Below are 21686 nucleotides of genomic sequence, written 5' to 3'. Positions count from 1 at the left end.
TGATTTCGGCGCGCAAACATGCGCTGAGCGTCGATTAGCGCGCCGAAATCGCTAAGAGGTGAGCTTGGCGATCGCCGACTTGATGCGGTCCGCACGGTGCGCTGCCGTGTCGATCGGGTCGTCGTCGGACGGCAGCACGTCGACGCCGTGTGTTCGGGCCGTCTGCTGAAGACACTCGCGCACCGCCGGATCGATCAGCACGAGCGCCGCGAGCACTCCCGGCGATAGCTCTTTGCCTCGCAGCACCCCGCGGTAGTGCACCTCTGCGGGGATGCGGATGTCGAGCACGCCGTCTTCGAGCTGTTTTCCGGCCACCGCGACGAGCGCGGTGAGCACAGCCGCCCCGGCCGCGTCGAGCAGCAACCCGCGTCCGGGAAACCGCGGCAACGGAAGCTTGCCGACCTGCTTGTCGATCGCATCCGAGAGCAGGTAGCCGACGAGATTGCGGGTGCGGATGTCGGTCACATCGGTCCAGTCCACGTCGTCGCCGTCGAACTCGACGGACTTCCCGCTGATCGCGATGCCACCGAAGTGGTTCAGGAGCCCCACGGCGGAGCGCACCGGTCCCGGCGCGTTCACCGCGTCGGCGATCAGGTCGCCGATGCTCAGTGACCAACGCTCTTCGGCGGGGCAGGATTTGGGGCGAACCCGGTTCAACAGTGCGAGTGGGTACGGCGCGGTCATGCGCTCATGACGATCGGTAGCTCATCGGCCAGCAACGCGAGCATGGGCGAACAGCCGGTGTCGATCTTGACGGTCGCCAGCTCGTCGCCGCGGGTTCGCCCGCGGTTGATGATTGCGACCGGGACGCCGAGGGCGGCTGCGTGCCGCACGAAGCGGAACCCGGAGAACACCGTCAGCGACGAGCCGGCCACCAACAGTGCATCGGCCTCGTCGATCATCCTGTATGCCTGCGCTACAGCGTCCTTCGGCACACTCTCACCGAAGTAGACGATGTTGGGTTTGAGCATCCCGCCGCATTCGGGGCAGTCGATGATCGTGAACGACGACGTGTCATCGACGACGGCGTCGGCGTCGGGAGCGACGGCGATGCCACCGACTGCCTCCGCGCGTTCGACGAAACCAGGGTTGGCGGCTTCCAGCATCTTGGCCAGCTCCGCGCGGGCCATGGTGTGGCCGCAGTTCAGGCAGATCACCTCGGCGTAGGTGCCGTGCAGGTTGATGACGTTGCGGCTGCCTGCCTTCGTGTGCAGCAGGTCGACGTTCTGGGTGATGACACCCGAAACCACACCGGAGCGTTCGAGCGCCGCCAGCGCGCGGTGACCGGCATTGGGCAGCGTGTCGTCCATGTGGCGCCAGCCGACGTGGTTACGGGCCCAGTACCGCTGGCGGAACACGGGGTCGGAGGTGAACTGCCTGATGGTCATCGGATTGCTCGGCGGCGAGTCCGGCCCGCGGTAGTCGGGTATCCCCGAGTCGGTGGACATCCCCGCGCCGGTGAGCACCGCGACCCGGCGGCCCTGCAGCAGGGCGACGAGTTCGGGAGCTTCCACTCCATCGAGGGTAGACGTCAGTTCAGGCACTTCTCTGCGAGCACGATGTCGGCGCGCATGTTTTCCTCCATCATCCGCAACGACGCCTTGCCCAGTTCGGCGTCGATGTGGGCGACGCCGTCTGTCGGCACGACCACCTGGAAATGGCGGATGTAGGCGTCCAGCGCCGTGTAGAGGATGCACTGCTCAGTAACCTGGCCGGTCAAGATCAGCCGTTCTGGTTCAAGCTGACGCAGCAGATATGCCAGCGATGTCGCGTAGAAGGCACTGTGCCGCACCTTCTGCAGGAACAATTCCCCTGTCTGCGGCACTATCGGCTCAACGAGGTCGGGCCGCTCACCTTCGAGTGCCTGGCGGACCAAGTCCTCCTGGTTGGCGCTGAAGTCGCCGTAGTTGTCGTTGACGTAGATGAGGTCGACGTCGTCGCGTTCCCGCGCCGTCGAGATCAGCCCGGCGATGGGGTCGATCTTCTCGGCGACGCATGGCGTCAGCTTCTCGGCGTCCTCATGGCGATAGGTGTTGAGCATGTCGATGACGAGTACGGCGGTGTCACTCATGAAACGTTGGTACCCCGTTCCGGGTTTGTGACACGTCACGGGCGACAATAGAAGGTGATGGACTTCTACTCCGCTTATGGCCAGGGCTTCGTCCGTGTCGCTGCGTGCACCATGCGCACCGCAATCGGCGAGCCCGCGACCAACGCCGATTCGGTGCTGCAGTTGGCGCGGGAGTGCCACGACGACGGTGTCGGTCTCGCGATTTTCCCTGAGTTGACGCTGTCGGGCTACTCCATCGAGGACATCCTGATGCAGGATGCGCTGCTCGATGCGGTCGAGGACGCGCTGCTCGACATCGTGGCGGCCTCTGCCGATCTACTGCCGTTGCTGGTAGTCGGCGCGCCGCTGCGATATCTGCACCGGATCTACAACACCGCGGTCGTCATTCACCGCGGGCAGGTGCTGGGCGTCGCGCCAAAGTCCTACCTGCCGACGTATCGGGAGTTCTACGAACGGCGTCAAATGGCAGCAGGCGACGACGTGCGCGGCGTCATCCGCATCGGTCGGGGCAGTGCCGTCGCGGAGGTGCCCTTCGGTAACGACCTCCTGTTCGATGCAACCGATCTGCCTGGCTTCGTCCTCCACGTCGAGATTTGCGAAGACATGTTCGTGCCGATACCGCCGAGCGCCGAGGCCGCACTCGCCGGGGCGACGGTGCTGGCGAACCTGTCGGGAAGCCCGATCACGATCGGCCGGGCGGAGGACCGCTGCCTGCTGGCCCGGTCCGCGTCGTCGCGCTGCCTGGCAGCCTACGTATATGCCGCGGCGGGAGAAGGAGAGTCGACCACCGACCTGGCGTGGGACGGCCAGACCATGATCTACGAGAACGGTGTGCAGCTGGCCATCTCGGAGCGGTTCCCCAAGGAGCCGCGGCGTTCGGTCGCCGACGTGGATCTCGAGCTGCTGCGGGCCGAACGGCTGCGGATGGGCACATTCGACGACAACCGGGCGCATCACGGGATTGACGCGGATATGTTCCGGCGCATCGAGTTCGAACTCGACCCGCCGGCCGGCGACATCGGTCTGCGCCGCGAGATCGAGCGGTTCCCGTTCGTGCCGTCCGATCCCACACGACTGGAACAGGACTGTTACGAGGCCTACAACATCCAGGTCGCTGGATTGGAGCAGAGGCTCCGCGCACTGAGCTACCCGAAGGTGGTGATCGGCGTCTCGGGTGGACTGGATTCCACGCACGCGCTGATCGTCGCCGCGCGCGCAATGGACCGGGAAGAGCGGCCGCGCAGTGACATTCTCGCGTTCACGCTGCCCGGTTTCGCCACCGGCGACCGCACCAAGCGCAACGCGATCGAGCTCGCCGAGGCGCTGGGGGTGACGTTCGAGGAGATCGACATCAGGGGGACCGCCGAGCTGATGTTGCGCGAGATGGACCACCCGTTCGGCCGCGGCGAGAAGGTATACGACGTCACCTTCGAGAACGTGCAGGCGGGCCTGCGCACCGACTACCTGTTCAGGATCGCCAATCAGCGTGGCGGGATCGTTCTCGGCACCGGCGACCTGTCCGAGTTGGCGCTCGGGTGGTCCACTTACGGTGTGGGTGACCAGATGTCGCACTACAACGTGAACGGCGGCGTGCCGAAGACGTTGATCCAGCATCTGATCCGCTGGGTGGTCTCGTCGAATCAATTCGACGATCGGGTCAACGAGGTGCTGACGTCGGTGCTGGACACCGAGATCAGCCCCGAATTGGTGCCGCAGGGTGAAGACGAGGAGATCCAGAGCAGCGAGGCCAAAATCGGACCCTATGTCCTGCAGGATTTCTCGCTGTTTCAGTTCTTGCGCTTCGGCTTCCGTCCGTCCAGGGTCGCGTTCCTGGCCTGGCATGCATGGCGCGATCCCGAGCACGGCGATTGGCCGACCGGGTACCCGCACGACAAGCGGCCGTCGTACTCGCTGGGAGAGATTCGGCACTGGCTGCAGGTCTTCGTGCAGCGCTACTACTCGTTCGCTCAGTTCAAGAGGTCAGCAGTGCCGAACGGCCCGAAGGTCTCCCATGGCGGCTCGCTGTCGCCGCGCGGTGACTGGCGGGCCCCTTCGGACATGTCAGCCAAGACCTGGCTCGACGAGATCGAGCGCGAGATCCCGGAGAACTAGCCGGACCCGAGCCCGGTTGCCGGCATTGCCATTCCTTCCCCTAACAGCACGGGTCACCGCGCCAGGCATTTAGGCCCTCCCGAACCGCCACCGTCGCAATGACAAGCGCGGCAACCGGATCCGCCCATGACCAACCGAGGACGGCATTGAGCACCAGTCCGGCCAGCAGTGCCGCCGACAGGTAAGTGCACAGCAGCGTCTGCTTCGAATCCGCAACCGCGGAAATCGAACCCAGCTCCCGACCGGCGCGTCGTTGTGCCAGAGACAACACCGGCATGACGGCGAGGCTCGTCGCCGCGAGCACGATGCCGATGACAGACGGTCTCGGCTCACCGAAGCCCAGCAGCGAACGCGCCGCGTCAATGAAGACGTAGGCGGCGAGCGCGAAGAACGAGAACGCGATGAATCGCAGCGCTGCCTTCTCGCGCGTCTCGGGATCCTTGGCGGAGAACTGCCAGGCGACTGCCGCTGCCGACGAAACCTCGATCACCGAATCGAGGCCGAACCCGACTAATGCGGACGACGACACGCGAGCGCCCTCGCTCAGCGCAACGGCCGCCTCCACGACGTTGTAGGTGATCGTCGCGGCGACCAGGAGCCGGATCCGGCGGGTGAGCACGTCGCGCCGCGATCGCACCGGCGCGCTCATCAGCAGCAGGCGTCGGGTTCTGCGGCCGGGCAGCAGGCCGGGTCGACGGTGAGCACAAGGCCGATGAGATCGCCGAGTGCGTGTCCGATCCGCTCGTCGGCCAGCCGATAGCGACTACGCCTGCCTTCGGGCTCGGCGACGACGAGGCCGCAGCCGCGCAAGCAGGCCAGGTGGTTCGAGAGGATCTGCCTGCTCACTCCGATCCGGTCGGCCAGCTCGGACGGATAGTCCGGCGCGTCGCGCAACATCAATAGGATCTCGGCGCGGGTGGGATCGGACAACGCGCATCCGAATCGCGACAACGCGTCGCTATGGGTCACCGTCTGCATGAGCAGAACAGTACAGTAAGTCCTGTATTCAGAACAGACTGAACTCTCTCGGATCCGCAATCAAATGCGGCCGTCGATCCGCAGATCCGGATGCACCCAGCTCGGCGATCGTCGCTCCTTGAAGGACAGGAACCCCTCGACCGCCTCGTCGCCGCTGTAGCTGGCCTGCATCCCGATGCGGTCGAACAAGCCCATGTAGTTGTCGAGGCTGGCCTTGACCACGCGCCTTGCGGCGGGTGCGGTTCGGCAGCACTGGGCGAGCACTTCGCGCGCCGCGGTCATCAACTCGTCGTGCGGCACCACCCGCGAGACCATGCCCCAGTCCTCGGCCTCGGCCGCGGTCAGGGTGCGGCCGGTGAGCATCAGGTCGCGAGTGCGGACCGGGCCGATCAGGCGCGCCAATATCTGGCTGTAGTACGTGTCGGCGATGCCGCGGAACAGTTCGGGCACCCGGAACGTGGCGCGGTCGCTCACCACGGCCATGTCGCTGCAGAGTGCGATCTGCAGGCCGCCGCCCTGGCACAGCCCGTTCACCGCGGAGACCACCGGCTTTGTCGACTGGCGCAGCTTCTCGAAAGGCGTGACGTCCATGCCGAGCGCCGCGCCGAACGTCAACCAGTTGTCGTCGCCGCCTCCGCCGAGGTCACCGCCCGGCGCGAACACGTCGCCCGTGCCGGTGAGCAGCAGACCGGCAAGGTCCGGGTCGGCCTCGACGTGGCCTATCGCGTACTTGATGCCGAAGTACATCGCAGGCGTCATCGCATTGCGCGCCTCGGGCCGGTCGAGCGTGCACACGGCGAACGGGCCCTCGCGGCGGAATTGGAGAAAGCGGGTTCCCAGCCAGTCGCCGTCGGGTGGCCGCGGCGATGCGGTTGTCGTCATGTTCGCCTTTCCCCAGCTCTGCGATTGGCCACAGCGTCCTCGATGGCCTCGGCGTACGGTGCGCAGTCGCCCGCGCCCGGCACCAGCGTCGACAGGGCGCCCGCCGCGCAGGCCCGTCGCAAAGCCTCTTCGTAGCCGTCGAGCCAGCCCGCGGCCAATACTCCCGCGAAGACGTCGCCCGCGCCTGTGGTGTCGACCGGGCGGACCGTCGGGGCAGGCACGTCGAACCGCTCGTCGGCGCCGAGGTAGCTTGCGCCGCGTGAGCCGCGGGTGATCACCAGATGCGGGACTGGCCAGTGCCATTCGCGTGCCTCGGCCTCGTTGACGACGACGACGTCGGCCAGTTGCGCCAATGCGAGCAAGTCGTGCGGCTTTGCGCCTGCAGGCGATGCGTTGACCATGACGACGGCGCCGGCCTCTCGGGCGATCCCTGCTGCCGCGACAGCGGTGGCGATCGGAATCTCCAGCTGCATGAGCACGACGTCGTTGTCGGCGAGCGCGGAGCGAATGTCAGCGTGGTCCACGTCGAGGTTGGCGTTGGCGCCCGGTGCGACCACGATGGTGTTCTCGGCGGCCGCGTCGACAATGATCGCGGCCGAACCGCTCGGTCCCGGCAGGGAGACCACGCCGTCGAGGCTGACGTCGTTGGCGCGTAGGTGGGCGCGCAGTTGGTCAGCGGCTGAGTCGGTTCCGAGCGCGGCTACCAGCACCACCGTCGCGCCCGCACGCGCGGCCGCCACGGCTTGGTTGCCGCCTTTACCGCCGGGGGCCGACGCCAGCGAAGACGCGAGGACCGTCTGGCCAGGCCGGGGCAGGGCGTCGACCGTGAACGTGAGATCGGCGTTGACACTGCCCACTACGCAGATCAGCGCCGCCATGGTGCAACGCTAACTCACCCGGGGCCGGCTGACACCCGTCGAGCCCAGCGGAGAGGTCCGATACGCTGGGGTAATGAGTCTGCAAGCACCGTCGGTGCCCGACTTACGCCAGCAGGTACACGATGCGGCGCGACGGGCCAGGGTGGCCGCGCGCGAGCTGGCGACCTTGAGCACGGCAGCCAAGAACTCCGCTCTGCACGCCGCCGCCGACAATGTGCTGCGCGAGTCCGCAGCCGTGCTGGCGGCGAACAAAGAGGATCTGGCGGCCGCCAAGGCTGCGGGCACGCCGGACGCGATGCTGGACCGGCTTGCGCTCGACCCGCAGCGGATCGACGGCATCGCCGCCGGACTGCGGCAGGTGGCCGGACTGCCCGACCCCATCGGTGAAGTGTTGCGGGGGCAGACGCTGCCCAATGGCCTGGCGCTGCGTCAGCAGCGGGTCCCCATCGGCGTGATCGGAATGGTTTACGAGGGCAGGCCGAATGTGACGGTCGACGCCTTCGGCCTCACATTCAAGGCAGGAAGCGCGGTGCTTCTGCGAGGCAGTTCGTCGGCGGCGCGGTCGAACCAGGCGCTGGTCACCGCGCTGCGCGATGCACTGGAGATCGAGAACCGCAACGCCGACACCGTGCAGCTGCTGCCCAGCGAGGACCGGGCCAGCGTCACCCACCTGATCCAGGCCCGCGGTCTGGTCGACGTCGTCATCCCGCGAGGGGGAGCGGGGCTCATCAATGCGGTGGTGCGTGATGCACAGGTCCCCACGATCGAGACCGGCGTCGGCAATTGCCATGTGTACGTTCATGAGTCGGCCGACCTCGACGTGGCCGAACGCATCGTGCTGAACGCGAAGACTCGGCGGCCCAGCGTCTGCAACGCGGCCGAATCCGTTTTGATCGACAGCGCCATCGCCGAGCATGCCGTGCCGCGGCTGACCAAGGCGCTACAGGATGCGGGCGTGACGGTGCACGGCGACCCGTCCGAGGAGGAACTGCGCGCGGAATTCCTGTCGATGGACATCGCGCTGGCCGTGGTCGACGGCGTCGATGCCGCGATCAACCACGTCAACGAATACGGCAGCGGCCATACCGAAGCCATCGTTGCCACGGATCTGGCTGTCGCGCAACGGTTCACCGAGCGCGTCGATGCCGCCGCCGTCATGGTGAACGCGTCGACGGCATTCACCGACGGCGAACAGTTCGGCTTCGGCGCCGAGATCGGCATCTCTACCCAGAAGCTCCATGCCCGCGGACCGATGGGCCTGCCCGAATTGACCTCGACCAAATGGATCGTGTGGGGCGACGGCCACACCCGCCCTGCCTGAAGGAGTGAATGAGTGAGTGTCCCCGCACGCTCGGCACCGATGTTCGCCGACATCGACGATGTCGCGCGCCGACTGACCGAGACCGGCTACCTGCCCGACACCGCAACGGCCACCGCGGTTTTCCTCGCCGACCGGTTGGGCAAGCCGTTGCTGGTCGAGGGGCCGGCAGGCGTCGGCAAGACCGAACTGGCCCGCGCGGTTGCCCAGGCGACCGGATCGGGGCTGGTGCGGCTGCAGTGCTACGAGGGTGTCGACGAGGCCCGCGCACTCTATGAGTGGAACCACGCCAAGCAGATCCTGCGGATTCAGGCAGGCCATGGCGACTGGGATCAGACAAAGACCGACGTGTTCTCCGAGGAATTCCTGCTGACGCGGCCGCTGTTGACGGCGATCCGGCGCACCGAGCCGACGGTGCTGCTGATCGACGAGACCGACAAGGCTGATATCGAGATCGAGGGCCTGCTGCTCGAGGTGCTGTCCGACTTCGCGGTCACCGTGCCGGAACTTGGCACGATAACCGCCGAGCGCACACCGTTCGTACTGCTGACCAGTAACGCCACCCGCGAACTGTCCGAGGCGCTCAAGCGCCGTTGTTTGTTCCTGCACATCGACTTCCCCGATCCCGACCTCGAACGTCGAATCCTGCTGTCCCGGGTACCGGAACTGCCGGGTCACCTGGCCGAAGAGCTGGTTCGCATCATCGGCGTGCTGCGTGGGATGCAGCTCAAGAAGGTGCCTTCGGTGGCTGAGACGATCGACTGGGGGCGCACGGTTTTGGCGCTGGGGATGGACACCATCGACGACGAGTTGATCGCCGCGACACTGGGCGTGGTGCTCAAACATCAGTCCGACCAGACGAAGGCCGCCGGGGAGCTGAGGCTCAACTAATGGCCGTCCGCCGCACCCGCCCCCCGCAACCACTGGCCCCCCACGGTATTCCCGGCCACCTGGTCGAGTTCGTCGAAGCCCTTCGCGGACAAGGTATTTCGGTCGGGCCATCGGAGACGGTCGACGCGGGCCGGGTGATGAGCGTGCTCGGTCTCGGCAACCGCGAAACCCTGCGCGAGGGTCTCGCATGCGCCGTACTACGCAGGCCGGATCACCGCGACACCTACGACGCGATGTTCGATCTGTACTTTCCCGCAGCGCTGGGCGCCAGGACCGTGCTGGACGACGACGAGTCGGACACCGACGGCCTGCCGCCCGAAGACGTCGATGCGATGCGGCAGATGCTCCTCGACATGCTGGCTGACAACGACGAGCTGGCCAACATGGACGAGCGGCTGGCGGCGATGATCGCCCAGATCGTCGAGGCCTACGGCCGCTACAACTCCAGCCGTGGCCCGTCGTACTCGTCGTACCAGGCATTGAAGGCGATGAACCTGGACGACCTCGAGGGGCGGCTGCTGGCCGGCCTGCTCGCGCCCTACGGCGACGAACCGACGCCGACGCAGGAGCAGATCGCGAAGGCCCTTGCCGCCCAACGCATCGCGCAGCTGCGCAAGATGGTCGAAGGTGAGACGAAGCGGCGCACGGCCGAACAGCTGGGCCGCGACCATGTGCAGATGTACGGCGTTCCGCAGTTGGCCGAGAACGTCGAGTTCCTGCGCGCGTCGGGCGATCAGCTGCGTCAGATGCGTCGAGTGGTCCAACCGCTGGCTCGGACACTGGCGACGCGGCTCGCGGCCCGTCGGCGGCGGTCACGGGCGGGTGAGATCGATCTGCGCAAGACGCTGCGCAAATCCATGTCCACCGGCGGCGTGCCGATCGACGTGGTGCTGAAGAAGCCGCATCCGGCCCGGCCAGAGCTCGTCGTGTTGTGCGACGTGTCAGGCTCCGTCGCGGGCTTCAGCCACTTCACCCTTCTGCTGGTTCACGCGTTGCGCCAACAGTTCTCCCGTGTCCGCGTCTTTGCGTTCATCGACACCACCGATGAGGTCACCGAGCTGTTCGGGCCGGACGCGGACCTCGCCGTCGCGGTGCAGCGGATCACCAGGGAGGCGGGCGTATACACCCGCGACGGCCACTCCGACTACGGGCACGCGTTCGTGTCGTTCTTGGACAACTACCCCAATGTGCTGTCGCCGAGGAGTTCTCTGTTGGTGCTCGGCGACGGGCGCAACAATTACCGCAACCCCGAGACCGATCTGCTGACACACATGGTCGAGTCGAGCAGACATGCGCACTGGCTCAACCCCGAGCCCCGGCACCTGTGGGGCAGCGGCGACTCTGCGGTGCCTCGCTACGAGGAAGTCATCACGATGCACGAATGCCGGTCGGCCAAGCAGCTGGCAAGCGTCATCGACGCGCTTCTCCCCGTCTAGTCTCCGCGAAACGGAATTCCAGCACCAAAAGTGCGAGTAGGAGGGTGCTGGAAATCCGTTTCGCGGATCAGGCGAAGGTGACGGTGATGTCGCCGCCGCCCGGGTCGGCGTCCGCCACCAGCGACCACGGCGCCCGGTACACCCGCCCCGGCGCGGCGGGCCACGGTGTGCGCTTCGTCGCGAGCGTCCGACCGTCCTGCACCGCCCGCAGCTTCGGCAGCCGACGGTATTCGTCAACCCAGAACAGCAGATCTCCTCTGGCCGCGACGCCGCCTTCGGCTGAGACCAGCTGGGGGGCAACCCATCGCAGCGGCCCGTCGGTGCGGATGCGGACGGCTTTCGGCGCCTCATCACGATTCTTGAGCCAATTACTCACCGCGGCGGCGACATGGCGTCCGTCCAACGCGGCGCCGTCGGCGGTGTCGACCGGGTGCAGCAGGTTGCCTACGGCGAACACCCCGGGGCGGCTGGTGCGAAGGTCCGCGTCGACCACCGGACCTCGCGTCGCGGGGTCCATCGCCAGGCCGCCGGTGCGGGCCAGTTCGTGGTCGGGGATCCAGTCTCCGGTGAAGACGACCGTGTCGCACTCGACCGTTGTGCGCGCACCGGTTTCGATGTTCTCCACCACCGCGGCGCGCACCCGGTCCCTGCCACTGATACCGACGACCCGGCTGCGGGTGAACACCGGCCCGTCCATCAGGAACCGGCCCGGCAGACGAAACACCGCGTAGGCCTCCGACCGCGGATAGCCGCTGACCATTCCGGCTGTGGCGCAACCGGCTTCGCGCAAGGTCAACACCGCCGACCAGCTCACCAGTTCGGCGCCGACGATCAACGCGCGGCTACCGATGTGCGAATGGTGCATATGCACGAGGTTCTGTAGTTGCCCGGTTGTGTAAACGCCGTCGGGGCGGTCGCCGGGCACCAGGCGCGCGGGCCGGGGTCGTTCGCGCGCGCCGGTCGCCAGCACCACCGCGTCGGCCGTCACTGTGCGTATCCCGCGCGGTGACGTGACCTGCAGCCGACGCTCTCCGACCCAGTCGGTGACCATGGCTTCGGTATCGAGCGTGGCGCCTGCATCCTGCGCCATCGCGGTGAGCCGCCTGGCGTAAGCGGGGCCCGAGATGAACCGCTTGAGGTCGCGCATGCCGTAGCCCAGATGGTCACTCTGACGCGGAATTCCGCCGGTCTCGGTTTCGCGTTCGATCACCAGGACCTCGCCGTCGACCCGTCCGGCCAGTACCGCCGCGGCGGTCAGCCCTGACGGGCCGCCGCCGACGATCGCCACCGCGACATGCTGTTCGGTCATCGAACGTCACCGCGCGCGTCCAACAGCGCCTTGGTGTGGGCACCGCAGTAGAAGCCCTGGCAGCGACCGTTCATGACCCGGGTGCGGCGCCGCAGACCGTCGAGATCGGACGGCGGAATGGGAGATTGGAACGCATCGCGAAGCTCGCCCGCGGTAACCCGTTCGCAAAAGCAGACGATGCGGCCGTACTCGGAGTCGGCGGCGATCCGCTCGGCGTCTTGATAGGGGCGCAGGTAGGCGTCCCCGAGGTTCGGCATCTTGGGCGCAGGCGGGAGGTTCGGCCGTTCCGTCACGTCGACGCCTGCACCGTCGAGCAGACCCGTCACGTATTCGGCGATCGCCATCCCGGAAGTGAGCCCGGTGGACCGGATTCCGCCGACGAGCAGATACCGCGCCTGGGCGTCGATGTCAATGAGATAGTCGTTCTGGTCGATCGCGGCGCGCAGCCCCGCATAGGTGGCGGTGATCTCCTCGTCGAACAGCGACGGCATCAGCTCGCGGCCCTTGGACACCAGGAATTCGAAACCTTCTCCCGAAGTTCCCGTGGCGGTGCGGTCTTCGAGGTTCTCCGACGTCGGACCCACCATCACATTGCCGTAGATGGTCGGGCTGACCAGCACCCCCTTGCCGCGTGACGACGGCACGGCCAGCACGATGCACGGCACCATCGGCCGGCTCAGCTTGTCGAACACCAGCAGTTCGCCCCGGCGCGGCGTGACGGTGAAGCGGTGATGGCCGAATTTGGCGTCGAGGTGATCGGCTCCAAGACCCGCCGCGTTGATGACCCAACGCCCGCGCACGTCACCGCGAGTGGTCTGCAGCGTCGTGTGGCCGTCCCCGGCCCTCGCCCCGGTCACCCTTGTGCCACACATCAGTCGCGCGCCGCGCGCCACGGCATCGGTGGCAAGGGCAAGGTTCGTCGTCCAGGTGCAGATGATGGACTCGCCGGGCACTGTCAGCCCGCCCAACACACCTTGACCCAGGTCGGGAACCCGCCGATAGACCTCGTCGGGGCCGACAATCTCGCAGCGGTGATAGAAGTTTCGTTCGGCCTTGTCCTTCAGACCGGGCAGCGCCTCGAGCTCTTCGTCGGTCCACGCGACGAGCAGTGCCCCCGTGTGCTCGACGGGAATACTCGCCTGTTCGGCGTAGGCGCCGAGCAACTCGTAGCCGCGCGCCACCAGTCGCGACTCGAGGGTATCGGGAGTCGCGTCGTATCCGGTGTGCAGCAGCGCGGTATTGGCCTTACTGGTGCCGTCGCCCACGTCGTCGCGTGCTTCGAGCAACGTCACCGAGAGGTTCGTGCCGGCGAGTGTGCGCGCAATCGCCGAGCCGACGATCCCAGCGCCGACGACGACGACGTCACTGACCTCCAGGTTGTCACTCATCGCGCGGTTGTCTCCGCTTGCGTGACAACCGATTCCGCGGCGCACATCCATCGCGACATGAACTCTTCGGCTCGATCTGCGGACCACTCCGGCTGGTAGGTGTGGTCGGGGGCCCAAGTGCCGACGGCGTCCGCCACATCGAGACCGGTGTCGAGCGCCAGCCGAGCACATGCGGCGGCGCCGAGTGCGGTGGCGTGCAACGAGGGGTAGACGTCGACGGGAATGCGCGCCAGGTCGGCCTGTGCCTGCATGAGAACCGCGGACTGGGTGAGCCCGCCGTCCACCCGCAACCGGGTCAACGGCTGCCCGAGATCGGAGGCGACGAGCCCCGCCAGCGCCGCGACCTGAGCCGCGATACCCTCCAAAAGCGCACGCACCAACTGGCCGCGGCCGCTGGACAGTGTCATTCCGCTGAACGACGCAGCCGCCGCGGAGTCCCACCACGGTGCCGCCAGTCCGGCGAGAGCAGGGACACACAGCACGCCGTCACTGGAAGCGGCTGCGACAGTGTCGATGTCATTCGCCGAAGGCACCAGGCCAAGGTCGACCGCCCAGCGCACCGCGGAGGCCGCCGTGTATACCTGGCCGTCGACGCAATAGGACGTGTGCCCGCGCAACCGCCACGCCACCGAGGTGGTCAGGCCCGACGTGGACCGGGCGGCGTTGGTGCCCAGCTGCGCCAGCAGAAACGCCCCGGTGCCGAATGTGGTTTTTGCATCGCCGGGCGTCAGGCAGCTCTCGGCCAGCAGCGCGGCCTGCTGGTCGACAATCAGTCCGGCCACGGGCATCGTCGGCCCGAAAGCGTTTGTGCTGCCGATGATCTGGTCGCAGTCGACGATCTCGGGCAGCGCCTCGCCGGTCAGGCCGAACAATCCGATCAACTCGTCGTCCCATTCGGTTGAGTCCAGCGAGGTCAGCAGAGACCGGCTGGCCGTCGACGCGTCGGTGACGAACGCACCGCACAACCGGTGCACCAGCCAGGTGTCCGTCGTGGTGACCACCCCTGCCGTCGTCATGTTCGCCCGGATCCACGCCATCTTCGGTGCCGAGAAGTAGGGGTCGAGAACCAGACCAGTGCGCTGTGCGACGGTGTTGGCGGACGCCTGCAGTGGCGCACAGATCGACTCGGCCCTGCGGTCCTGCCACACCACGGCGGGTGTCAACGGACGCCCGCTATCGCGGTCCCAGGCAAGGACGGTCTCGCCCTGGTTGGCCAGCGCCACCGCGGCCACCGCAACGTCCGCCTGCGCCAAGGCTTTCTGGCCGGCGCTGACCAGGGAGTCGAACAGCGCCTCCGGGTCCTGCTCGACTCCACCGCCTGCCAGATACTCCGGCCGCACTGATACCTCAGCGATCGACAGGACCTGCCCGGCCTCGTCGACCACGATGGCCTTCGTGCCCGAAGTCCCCTGGTCGATCGCCAGGAAGTGGTGCATGAGCAGCCTCCGCCGTCCTTCCTAGTCCTTGGACGCCTGCGCCTCCAGCTCGGCATCGATGGACTGCATACCCGGCATGGTCAGTCCGCTCTTGCCGCGGGTCGCCAGCAGGTAGCCGAGATAGCACGCGCCGATGACCACCATCACGATGACGTATGCCCAGGCCTGCTTGAAACTCGAGTCCCGGAACAGCGCGAGCTCGAACACCAGCCACACGACGGCGACAACCAGGACCGGAACCTCCCAGGCGCCGAGGTTGAACTTGTCGCTCACCGGCAGGGACTTGCGCTTGATCAGGTAGAGCACCACCGTGGATGCGTACATGACCGCGGGCAGCAAGGTGGCAGCACCAAAGAGCGTGAACAACGCGGTCTCCGAATGCGAGAAGATCGCCAGGATCAATTCGGCGAGAACGACATACAGCACGGTGGCCTTCAGCGGCGTGTGGAACCTCGGCGAGACCTGCTTCCACTGCTGCCAGCCGGGGAAGCGTTCGTCACGAGACATGGCCCAGGTCAGCCGCACCCCGGTGATCATGATCACCAGGCCACAGGCGAAGATCGCCAGCACCACCATCAGCAGCAGCAGCGTCGCGACCGCTGACCCGAGGGTGTTGTGGATGACGTCGGCGATCGGCGTACCGGACTCGGCCAGCGCAACGGGATCGCCCGCGGCGAGCGTGACGGCGACGATGAAGATGAAGCCGAGCACACCTGAGGCGAGTACCGCCTGCCACATCGCCCGTGGCACAACGCGTTCGGGGTCGTTGGTCTCCTCGGCCAGGTTGGCCGCGGACTCGAAGCCGACGATGGTGAAGGCGCCCAGAAGAAATCCGAGCATCCACGGCCCCGCCGTCGTCAGCTCGCCGAAGCTCCAATAGCCCTCCGTGGGTACCGCGCCCGTGCTGACGAGATTCGAGAAGTCCATGTCTCCGCGCACGGCGGCCACGATGAGCAGTAGCACCGTCAGCGTCACCATGCCGACGAGTTCGAGCGAGACGAAGGTGTTGTTCACCCGTTCGGCCCATCGTGTCGAGAAGGCCACCAGGGCCGCCTGGATCAGGAGCACGATGGCGGTCACCAGCCACGCGATTGTTGCGGTGCCTTCGTAGTTCAGCAGCACAGGGAAGATCGTCGACGCGATCGTGTAGTCGACCGCGACCACGACGATGGCCAGGAACGTGAACGAGATCCAACCGAGGATCCAGCCCAACACCGGGTTGGCGAGCCGCGACATCCACTGATAGTGGTAACCGGTCACCGGGATTCGCGAGGCAAGCGCGCCGAGGACGAATGCCACCGCCAACTGCCCGACGGTGGCGATGGGCCACGTCCAGATACCCATCGGCCCCGACGAGTTCAGCACCGCTCCATAGGTGGTGAAGATGCCGGTGGCGATGGAGACGAAAGCGAACGCCACGGCGAACGACGCGAATCGTCCGGTGCGCCGTTCCAGGGACTGTTTGTAGCCGAACTTCGCCAGGTCAGCGGCGTCGCCGGCGGCTGGGGGTTCCGGATTCGTCATCGTTTCCTCCAGTGGTATAGACCAGGTGGTCGAACCGTAGTATGGGTGTGACCAAGGCCACCGTCAAGCCCCATCGCGGGCGATTACGAAGTGTTTACAATCCGGTGGCCTATACCAGCTGGTTGACTCACGCGGTTACTCTGCAGAGATGCCCTCCGCCGCCCGAAACCAGGCGCCTGCCACCCCGAGGTATATCGCGATCGCGGCGGTGGTTCGCGATCGCATCGCCACTGAGCAGCTTGGACCACACACGTTGTTGCCCTCGGAGAGGGAGCTTGCAGACCAGCACGGGGTCAGCCGGATGACCGCCCGCCAGGCGCTGTCTCTGCTGGAAAGTGAAGGGGTGGTCTACCGCAGACCGCCCCGCGGCACATTCGTCGCCGAGCCGCGGGTGCGCTTTCACATCGGCAGCTTCTCCGAGGAGGTGTCCCGGCTCGGGCGCCGGCCTGCTGCCCGACTGATGTGGGCCGAACACCAACACCCGACGCCTGCGGTGCGGCGGGCGCTCGGTCTCGACGACGACGCGATGGTCAACGTCTTTCATCGCTTGCGAAGCGTCGACGACGTCCCGTTCGCGCTGGAAACGACGTTCCTGCCCGCCGACCTCACCCCCGGAATCCTCGACGAACCAGACGACGGCTCGCTGTGGGCGATACTGCGCAGCCGGTACGGCGTCGACCTGGCTCGCTCGACCGCGGTGCTGGAGTCGATCGTTCTCGACGATGCGTCCAGCGCGCAGCTCGGTGTGCGCGCGGGGTCGGCGGGCACGCTGCTCACCCGTCGTACCGAGGACAGCACCGGCCGGTGTATCGAATACGCCCGCGATGTCTACCGCGCCGACCGCGCCTCGTTCGAGGTGTCCGAACTGCTCGGCGCGCATCGACTCTCGGCCGTCTAACGGTCGGGACGACTGCCGTAAGCTGCCTAAACGTGGCATCTCGGCGCAGGATGGGCGTGATGGGCGGGACGTTCGATCCCGTCCACAACGGGCACCTGGTTGCGGCCAGCGAGGTTGCCGACCTGTTCGATCTGGATCAGGTGGTGTTCGTGCCGACTGGCCAGCCGTGGCAGAAGGACCGCGACGTGACGCCCGCCGAGGATCGCTACCTGATGACTGTCATCGCCACGGCATCCAATCCGCGGTTCTCCGTGAGCCGCGTCGACATCGATCGCGGCGGCCCCACCTACACCCGAGACACCCTGCGCGAGCTACAGACACTCAACCCGGACGCGGACCTCTACTTCATCACCGGCGCGGACGCGCTGGCATCCATCCTGTCCTGGCAGGACTGGAAGGAGATGTTCGCCCTGGCCAGATTCGTCGGGGTGAGCAGGCCCGGATATGAGCTCGACGGCGAGCACATCGTCGCCGCGCTGAAGGACGAGGCCGACGACGCGCTGACCCTGGTCGAGGTGCCCGCGTTGGCGATCTCGTCGACGGACTGCCGCAAGCGTGCCGAGGAGGACCGACCGATCTGGTATCTGGTCCCCGACGGTGTTGTGCAGTATGTGTCCAAGCGGGGCCTCTACCTTTCACCTGCACTCATTGCACAGGAGCATTCACAGTGACCGCCTCCGACGAAGCCATCACGATGGCGACGGTTGCCGCGCAGGCGGCGTCGTCGAAACTCGCCGAGGATGTCGTCGTCATCGACGTGTCCGGACAGCTGGTGATCACCGACTGCTTCGTGATCGCATCGGCTTCCAACGAGCGTCAGGTCAACGCGATCGTCGACGAGGTGGAAGAGAAGATGCGGCTGGCCGGGTACAAACCGGCACGCAGGGAGGGTGCCCGCGAAGGTCGTTGGACCCTGCTGGACTTCGTCGACATCGTCGTGCACATCCAGCACCAGGACGAGCGCAACTTCTATGCTCTGGACCGGCTTTGGCGGGACTGCCCGGTTGTCCCCATCGACCTCGACGGGCCGGCGCAGTGACGATCCGCCGCCTGGTGATGCTGCGCCACGGGCAGACCGAGTTCAATGCGGATAACCGGATGCAGGGCCAACTCGACACCGACCTCAGCGACCTCGGCCGCGACCAGGCCGGCGCCGTCGCCGAGGCGCTCGCCAAACGACAACCGCTGCTGATCGTCTCCTCGGACCTGCGTCGCGCGCTCGATACCGCGGAGTCCCTCGGCGAGCGGTCCGGTCAGCCCGTGGAGGTCGACGCCCGGCTTCGCGAGACGCACCTCGGCGACTGGCAGGGTTTGACTCATATCGAGGTCGATGCGGCGGCGCCGGGAGCGCGCATCGCGTGGCGCAACGATGCCAGGTGGGCCCCCCACGGCGGGGAGAGCCGGGTCGACGTGGCCGAACGCGGCATGCCGTTGATCAGGGAGCTCGTCTCCGCCCAGACCGATTGGGGCACAGAGGAACCCGAACGCCCGGTGGTGCTGGTCGCGCACGGCGGACTGATCGCCGCGCTGACGGCGGCACTGCTGAAACTACCGGTGGACAACTGGCCTGCGCTGGGCGGCATGGGTAACGCCAGCTGGGTGCAGCTGTCGGGACATTCCGAGGACGACGCGGAGTTCGACGATATCCGGTGGCGCCTCGACGTGTGGAACGCCTCGGCACAGGTAGCGGGCGATGTCCTCTGACGCCAACCGATCCCCAGATCGCTCCGCCGCAGCCCGCCGGCGCACACTCCTCGTCTTCTGTGACTCGCTTTCGTACTACGGGCCCACCGGCGGTGTGCCTGCCGATGACCCGCGAATCTGGCCCAATATCGTTGCCGCACAACTTGGCTGGGACGTCGAGCTGATCGGCCGAATCGGCTGGACCTGCCGCGATGTGTGGTGGGCGGCGACGCAGGACCCGCGCGCGTGGGCGGCTCTGCCCCGTGCCGGCGCCGTCATCTTCGCGACCAGCGGAATGGACTCTCTGCCCTCGCCGCTGCCGACGGCATTGCGTGAGCTGATCCGCTATGTGCGTCCGTCGTGGCTTCGGCGATGGGTGCGTGACGGCTACGGCTGGGCGCAGCCCCGGTTGTCTCCGATCGCACGCGCGGCGCTGCCTCCGCACGTCTCCGTGGAGTATCTCGAGATGACCCGCGGGGCAATCGATTTCAACCGGCCCGGAATCCCTATAGTCGCATCGCTGCCCTCGGTGCATATCGCCGAGACGTACGGCAAGGCGCACCACGGCAGACCGGGAACGGTGAAGGCGATCACCGAATGGGCAGACCAACACGATGTACCGCTGGTCGACCTGAAGGCCGCTGTCGCCGAGCACATCATGAGCGGCAGAGGTAACCCCGACGGCATCCACTGGAACTTCGAAGCGCATCAAGCGGTTGCCGAGTTGATGCTCAAAGGCCTGCAGGAAGCCGGTATTTCTGACGAGGGCAGTCCTTAGGAATGGCCGTCGTCGTGGTAACCGACTCGTCCTCGCGCCTTGCGCCCGAGGATCTCGAGCGGTGCGGCATCCGCCAGGTACCCCTGCACATCCTGCTGGACGGTAACAACTTCCGCGACAGCGTTGACGATGTGCCTGCCGATGTCCACCTACGTCACGCCACAACCGCCGGCGCTACGCCGGCCGAGCTCACCGACGCCTACCGTGAAGCGCTGAAACAAAGCGGCGGGGATGGGGTAGTGGCCGTGCACATTTCGGCCGCCCTGTCCAGCACCTACAGTTCCGCGGTGTCTGTGGCACGCGAGTTCGGTCCGGCGGTGCGCATCGTCAATTCCAGGTCGGCCGCGATGGGCGTCGGGTTTGTTGCGATGGCCGCCGCACGGCAGGCGGCCGCCGGAGCGGACCTGAATGCGATAGAGGCCGCGGCTCGTTCGGCAGTTCCCCACGGCCACGCGTTCATCGTCGTGCACCGGCTCGACAACCTTCGGCGCAGCGGCAGAATCCGCCGGGGCGCGTCGTTGTTGGGTTCTGCCTTGTCGTTGAAGCCGTTGTTGTGCCTCGACGTCGACGGCAGGCTGGTGCTCGGTCAACGGATCCGCACCGCGACCAAGGCACACGCGGCGATGGTCGATCAAATCGCCGAGGTGGTCGGCGGCCGCAGCGCACAGATCGCCGTCCACCACGTCGACAACCGTGACACCGCCGATGACATTGCCAAGACCCTGACCGTGCGGCTCCCACAGATCGCTCCGCCGACCGTGACCGACATGGGTCCGGTGCTCGCCGTGCACGTAGGCGACGGTGCGATCGGCGTCTGCATCGGAGTCGACGACTAGCGCCCTGGCTGTGCCTGGCCCGCAGCCGCGCGTTGGTTCGCCGTTTCCTCAAGGGTTGGCTGAGGGTCGACCGGATCAACCAAGTGGGCGTCGACGACTACGCCGACCACACTGCGGCGGACTTGATCGCGTTGATCAGAGCGCACGCCGAACCGCCGACCTCGACTGGTCTCACGGCGGCGGAGCCGAGGTACTGGCCCCGGCGAGGCCCTGCTGATGGTGATGGCAGGCCGCGGCGACGCGCTGAAGGATCTCGAGGGCCCCCAGGAAGGACCAACTCGCCGATCGCCTCTTGCGGCTCTGACCTGCGCCGATGGGTGGGCGAAAAAGTTTTCAAAATAATTTCGGGAAAAGTGTGCGAGTGATCGGGGCTGATCGCTCCTACCTGTGAAAGCGGCCGCAAGGGCCACTTCAGACCACAGGAGAAATCATGTACACCACCTACCCCCAGCCCCAGAACTACGGCCCCCAGCACACCGGCTACGGCTACGCCCCGATGCCCCAGCAGCCGATGCCGATGCAGCAGATGCCGGTGCAGCAGATGGCGCCGGTGGCGCAGTCGGCCACCGCGAGCAAGGGTCTGCTGATGATCGCGGGGCTGGCAGTGGTCGGTGCGGCGGCCTTCGGCGGGGTGTATCTGATGAACTCCAGCAGCCAGCCCGCGCAGACCGCGGCCTCGCAGCCCTCGACGGTGTTCAACATCCCCTCCGAGATCAACATCCCGTCTTTGACCACCGAGCAGCAGGACGACCCGGCCTCCCCGGTCATCGTCAACAACCCGGCCCCCTCGGTGCGGGTGTTCACCCCCTCGGCGCCGCGCACGGTCAACGCCCCGGTTCAGGGTCAGGCTCCGGCGCCCGCTCCCGCCCCTGCTCCGGCACCCACCCCGGCGACCACCGGAACGACCGGCACCACGGGAACGACCGGCACGACCGACGGCGCTAAGAAGGCTGGCGACGACGCGGCAGCGAAAGCAGCGGCCGAAGCGGCGCAGAAGAAGGCGGCCGAGGACGCGGCGGCGAAGAAGGCCGCTGACGATGCGGCGGCGAAGAAGGCCGCTGACGATGCGGCGGCGAAGAAGGCCGCTGACGATGCGGCGGCGAAGAAGGCGGCCGACGATGCGGCGGCGAAAGCAGCGGAGCAGAAGCAGATCGACGACATCAACAAGCAACTCCAGGAGCAGCAAAAGCAGGCCGGCCAGGTCCTCGGCAACCTCCCCTTCTGAGACACAACCAAACTCAGCCCAGGCCACCCGGCCTGGGCTGAGT

Annotated in this window: 22 protein-coding genes; 11 read left to right on the top strand and 11 right to left on the bottom strand. The window is 66.8% G+C overall.

The genetic code is table 11. From position 1 onward, the window contains the following. Positions 1–51: 51 nt before the first annotated feature. From QOJ24_RS03780 to QOJ24_RS03770, 3 genes are read right to left on the bottom strand one after another with little or no spacing between them, the layout of a single operon-like run. Complete coding sequence (locus QOJ24_RS03780) at positions 52–684, bottom strand: hypothetical protein (protein ID WP_526259250.1); 633 nt, start codon at positions 682–684, stop codon at positions 52–54. Next, the gene (locus QOJ24_RS03775; RefSeq protein ID WP_526259248.1) at positions 681–1514 is read right to left on the bottom strand and encodes an NAD-dependent protein deacetylase; all 834 of its coding nucleotides are present in this window, start codon (positions 1512–1514) and stop codon (positions 681–683) included. Before QOJ24_RS03775 ends, QOJ24_RS03780 begins: the two co-directional genes overlap by 4 nt. Positions 1515–1531: 17 nt before the next feature. Then, positions 1532–2071, bottom strand: a complete 540-nt coding sequence (locus QOJ24_RS03770; RefSeq protein WP_526259246.1) for a cysteine hydrolase family protein — start codon at positions 2069–2071, stop codon at positions 1532–1534. A gap of 57 nt (positions 2072–2128) precedes the next feature. Between QOJ24_RS03770 and QOJ24_RS03765 the strand changes: the two genes are divergently transcribed. After that, complete coding sequence (locus tag QOJ24_RS03765; protein ID WP_526259245.1) at positions 2129–4183, top strand: NAD(+) synthase; 2055 nt, start codon at positions 2129–2131, stop codon at positions 4181–4183. A gap of 40 nt (positions 4184–4223) precedes the next feature. Here QOJ24_RS03765 and QOJ24_RS03760 read toward each other — a convergent pair whose 3' ends face one another. Genes QOJ24_RS03760 through QOJ24_RS03745 form a run of 4 tightly spaced genes read right to left on the bottom strand, consistent with a single transcriptional unit; the run spans position 4224 to position 6921 of the window. Further along, positions 4224–4832 (bottom strand): cation efflux transmembrane domain-containing protein, encoded by a 609-nt coding sequence (locus tag QOJ24_RS03760; RefSeq protein WP_526259243.1) that lies wholly within the window; start codon positions 4830–4832, stop codon positions 4224–4226. Continuing rightward, positions 4832–5161: an ArsR/SmtB family transcription factor gene (locus QOJ24_RS03755; protein WP_526259241.1), complete on the bottom strand. Its 330-nt coding sequence runs from the start codon at positions 5159–5161 to the stop codon at positions 4832–4834. The genes QOJ24_RS03760 and QOJ24_RS03755 overlap by 1 nt, the downstream gene beginning before the upstream one ends. A 60-nt stretch (positions 5162–5221) precedes the next feature. Further along, positions 5222–6043: an enoyl-CoA hydratase/isomerase family protein gene (locus QOJ24_RS03750; RefSeq protein WP_526259239.1), complete on the bottom strand. Its 822-nt coding sequence runs from the start codon at positions 6041–6043 to the stop codon at positions 5222–5224. Beyond that, positions 6040–6921: a ribokinase gene (locus QOJ24_RS03745; protein ID WP_526259237.1), complete on the bottom strand. Its 882-nt coding sequence runs from the start codon at positions 6919–6921 to the stop codon at positions 6040–6042. Before QOJ24_RS03745 ends, QOJ24_RS03750 begins: the two co-directional genes overlap by 4 nt. Before the next feature lie 73 nt (positions 6922–6994). On the opposite strand from QOJ24_RS03745, the gene QOJ24_RS03740 reads away from it, so the two are divergent. Genes QOJ24_RS03740 through QOJ24_RS03730 form a run of 3 tightly spaced genes read left to right on the top strand, consistent with a single transcriptional unit; the run spans position 6995 to position 10566 of the window. Beyond that, positions 6995–8242: a glutamate-5-semialdehyde dehydrogenase gene (locus QOJ24_RS03740; protein WP_526259235.1), complete on the top strand. Its 1248-nt coding sequence runs from the start codon at positions 6995–6997 to the stop codon at positions 8240–8242. 12 nt (positions 8243–8254) lie between these two features. Beyond that, on the top strand, positions 8255–9130 hold the full coding sequence (locus QOJ24_RS03735) for an AAA family ATPase (RefSeq protein WP_123025202.1): 876 nt from the start codon (positions 8255–8257) through the stop codon (positions 9128–9130). After that, entirely contained in the window at positions 9130–10566 is a 1437-nt protein-coding gene (locus QOJ24_RS03730; RefSeq protein ID WP_526259233.1) for a vWA domain-containing protein, read from the top strand. The genes QOJ24_RS03735 and QOJ24_RS03730 overlap by 1 nt, the downstream gene beginning before the upstream one ends. A gap of 67 nt (positions 10567–10633) precedes the next feature. Here QOJ24_RS03730 and QOJ24_RS03725 read toward each other — a convergent pair whose 3' ends face one another. From QOJ24_RS03725 to QOJ24_RS03710, 4 genes are read right to left on the bottom strand one after another with little or no spacing between them, the layout of a single operon-like run. Then, on the bottom strand, positions 10634–11875 hold the full coding sequence (locus QOJ24_RS03725; RefSeq protein WP_526259231.1) for an NAD(P)/FAD-dependent oxidoreductase: 1242 nt from the start codon (positions 11873–11875) through the stop codon (positions 10634–10636). Beyond that, on the bottom strand, positions 11872–13263 hold the full coding sequence (locus QOJ24_RS03720) for an NAD(P)/FAD-dependent oxidoreductase (RefSeq protein ID WP_526259229.1): 1392 nt from the start codon (positions 13261–13263) through the stop codon (positions 11872–11874). Before QOJ24_RS03720 ends, QOJ24_RS03725 begins: the two co-directional genes overlap by 4 nt. Further along, positions 13260–14699, bottom strand: coding sequence for an FGGY family carbohydrate kinase (locus QOJ24_RS03715; RefSeq protein ID WP_526259227.1), 1440 nt, complete (start codon positions 14697–14699; stop codon positions 13260–13262). The genes QOJ24_RS03720 and QOJ24_RS03715 overlap by 4 nt, the downstream gene beginning before the upstream one ends. Positions 14700–14720: 21 nt before the next feature. Continuing rightward, on the bottom strand, positions 14721–16223 hold the full coding sequence (locus QOJ24_RS03710) for an amino acid permease (RefSeq protein ID WP_526259225.1): 1503 nt from the start codon (positions 16221–16223) through the stop codon (positions 14721–14723). 148 nt (positions 16224–16371) lie between these two features. On the opposite strand from QOJ24_RS03710, the gene QOJ24_RS03705 reads away from it, so the two are divergent. From QOJ24_RS03705 to QOJ24_RS03675, 7 genes are all read left to right on the top strand, one after another. Further along, complete coding sequence (locus QOJ24_RS03705) at positions 16372–17121, top strand: GntR family transcriptional regulator (protein WP_526259223.1); 750 nt, start codon at positions 16372–16374, stop codon at positions 17119–17121. 32 nt (positions 17122–17153) lie between these two features. Continuing rightward, the gene (nadD, locus tag QOJ24_RS03700; RefSeq protein ID WP_526259221.1) at positions 17154–17792 is read left to right on the top strand and encodes a nicotinate-nucleotide adenylyltransferase; all 639 of its coding nucleotides are present in this window, start codon (positions 17154–17156) and stop codon (positions 17790–17792) included. After that, complete coding sequence (gene rsfS, locus QOJ24_RS03695; protein WP_526259219.1) at positions 17789–18160, top strand: ribosome silencing factor; 372 nt, start codon at positions 17789–17791, stop codon at positions 18158–18160. Before nadD ends, rsfS begins: the two co-directional genes overlap by 4 nt. Further along, on the top strand, positions 18157–18825 hold the full coding sequence (gene gpgP, locus QOJ24_RS03690) for a glucosyl-3-phosphoglycerate phosphatase (RefSeq protein WP_526259217.1): 669 nt from the start codon (positions 18157–18159) through the stop codon (positions 18823–18825). The genes rsfS and gpgP overlap by 4 nt, the downstream gene beginning before the upstream one ends. Next, on the top strand, positions 18815–19582 hold the full coding sequence (octT, locus tag QOJ24_RS03685; RefSeq protein WP_526259215.1) for a diglucosylglycerate octanoyltransferase: 768 nt from the start codon (positions 18815–18817) through the stop codon (positions 19580–19582). Before gpgP ends, octT begins: the two co-directional genes overlap by 11 nt. A 2-nt stretch (positions 19583–19584) precedes the next feature. Further along, positions 19585–20418 carry a DegV family protein gene (locus tag QOJ24_RS03680; protein ID WP_526259213.1) on the top strand — a complete coding sequence of 278 codons (834 nt, stop codon included), beginning with the start codon at positions 19585–19587 and terminating at the stop codon, positions 20416–20418. A gap of 430 nt (positions 20419–20848) precedes the next feature. Next, complete coding sequence (locus tag QOJ24_RS03675; protein WP_526259211.1) at positions 20849–21643, top strand: hypothetical protein; 795 nt, start codon at positions 20849–20851, stop codon at positions 21641–21643. Positions 21644–21686: the final 43 nt, after the last annotated feature.

The organism is Mycobacterium sp. (genome assembly GCF_032159775.1).
Classification (GTDB): Bacteria; Actinomycetota; Actinomycetes; order Mycobacteriales; family Mycobacteriaceae; genus Mycobacterium.
The sequence above is the reverse complement of the archived record's forward strand: the minus strand, read 5'-3'. Positions and strand labels throughout refer to the sequence as shown.

Excerpts from the sequence above, each read along its gene's own strand:
- QOJ24_RS03780 (WP_526259250.1), bottom strand. The coding sequence starts at position 684 with ATGACCGCGCCGTACCCACTCGCACTGTTGAACCGGGTTCGCCCCAAA.
- QOJ24_RS03770 (WP_526259246.1), bottom strand. The coding sequence starts at position 2,071 with ATGAGTGACACCGCCGTACTCGTCATCGACATGCTCAACACCTATCGC.
- QOJ24_RS03765 (WP_526259245.1), top strand. The coding sequence starts at position 2,129 with ATGGACTTCTACTCCGCTTATGGCCAGGGCTTCGTCCGTGTCGCTGCG.
- QOJ24_RS03760 (WP_526259243.1), bottom strand. The coding sequence starts at position 4,832 with ATGAGCGCGCCGGTGCGATCGCGGCGCGACGTGCTCACCCGCCGGATC.
- QOJ24_RS03755 (WP_526259241.1), bottom strand. The coding sequence starts at position 5,161 with ATGCAGACGGTGACCCATAGCGACGCGTTGTCGCGATTCGGATGCGCG.
- QOJ24_RS03750 (WP_526259239.1), bottom strand. The coding sequence starts at position 6,043 with ATGACGACAACCGCATCGCCGCGGCCACCCGACGGCGACTGGCTGGGA.
- QOJ24_RS03745 (WP_526259237.1), bottom strand. The coding sequence starts at position 6,921 with ATGGCGGCGCTGATCTGCGTAGTGGGCAGTGTCAACGCCGATCTCACG.
- QOJ24_RS03740 (WP_526259235.1), top strand. The coding sequence starts at position 6,995 with ATGAGTCTGCAAGCACCGTCGGTGCCCGACTTACGCCAGCAGGTACAC.
- QOJ24_RS03730 (WP_526259233.1), top strand. The coding sequence starts at position 9,130 with ATGGCCGTCCGCCGCACCCGCCCCCCGCAACCACTGGCCCCCCACGGT.
- QOJ24_RS03725 (WP_526259231.1), bottom strand. The coding sequence starts at position 11,875 with ATGACCGAACAGCATGTCGCGGTGGCGATCGTCGGCGGCGGCCCGTCA.
- QOJ24_RS03720 (WP_526259229.1), bottom strand. The coding sequence starts at position 13,263 with ATGAGTGACAACCTGGAGGTCAGTGACGTCGTCGTCGTCGGCGCTGGG.
- QOJ24_RS03715 (WP_526259227.1), bottom strand. The coding sequence starts at position 14,699 with ATGCACCACTTCCTGGCGATCGACCAGGGGACTTCGGGCACGAAGGCC.
- QOJ24_RS03710 (WP_526259225.1), bottom strand. The coding sequence starts at position 16,223 with ATGACGAATCCGGAACCCCCAGCCGCCGGCGACGCCGCTGACCTGGCG.
- QOJ24_RS03705 (WP_526259223.1), top strand. The coding sequence starts at position 16,372 with ATGCCCTCCGCCGCCCGAAACCAGGCGCCTGCCACCCCGAGGTATATC.
- octT (WP_526259215.1), top strand. The coding sequence starts at position 18,815 with ATGTCCTCTGACGCCAACCGATCCCCAGATCGCTCCGCCGCAGCCCGC.
- QOJ24_RS03680 (WP_526259213.1), top strand. The coding sequence starts at position 19,585 with ATGGCCGTCGTCGTGGTAACCGACTCGTCCTCGCGCCTTGCGCCCGAG.
- QOJ24_RS03675 (WP_526259211.1), top strand. The coding sequence starts at position 20,849 with ATGTACACCACCTACCCCCAGCCCCAGAACTACGGCCCCCAGCACACC.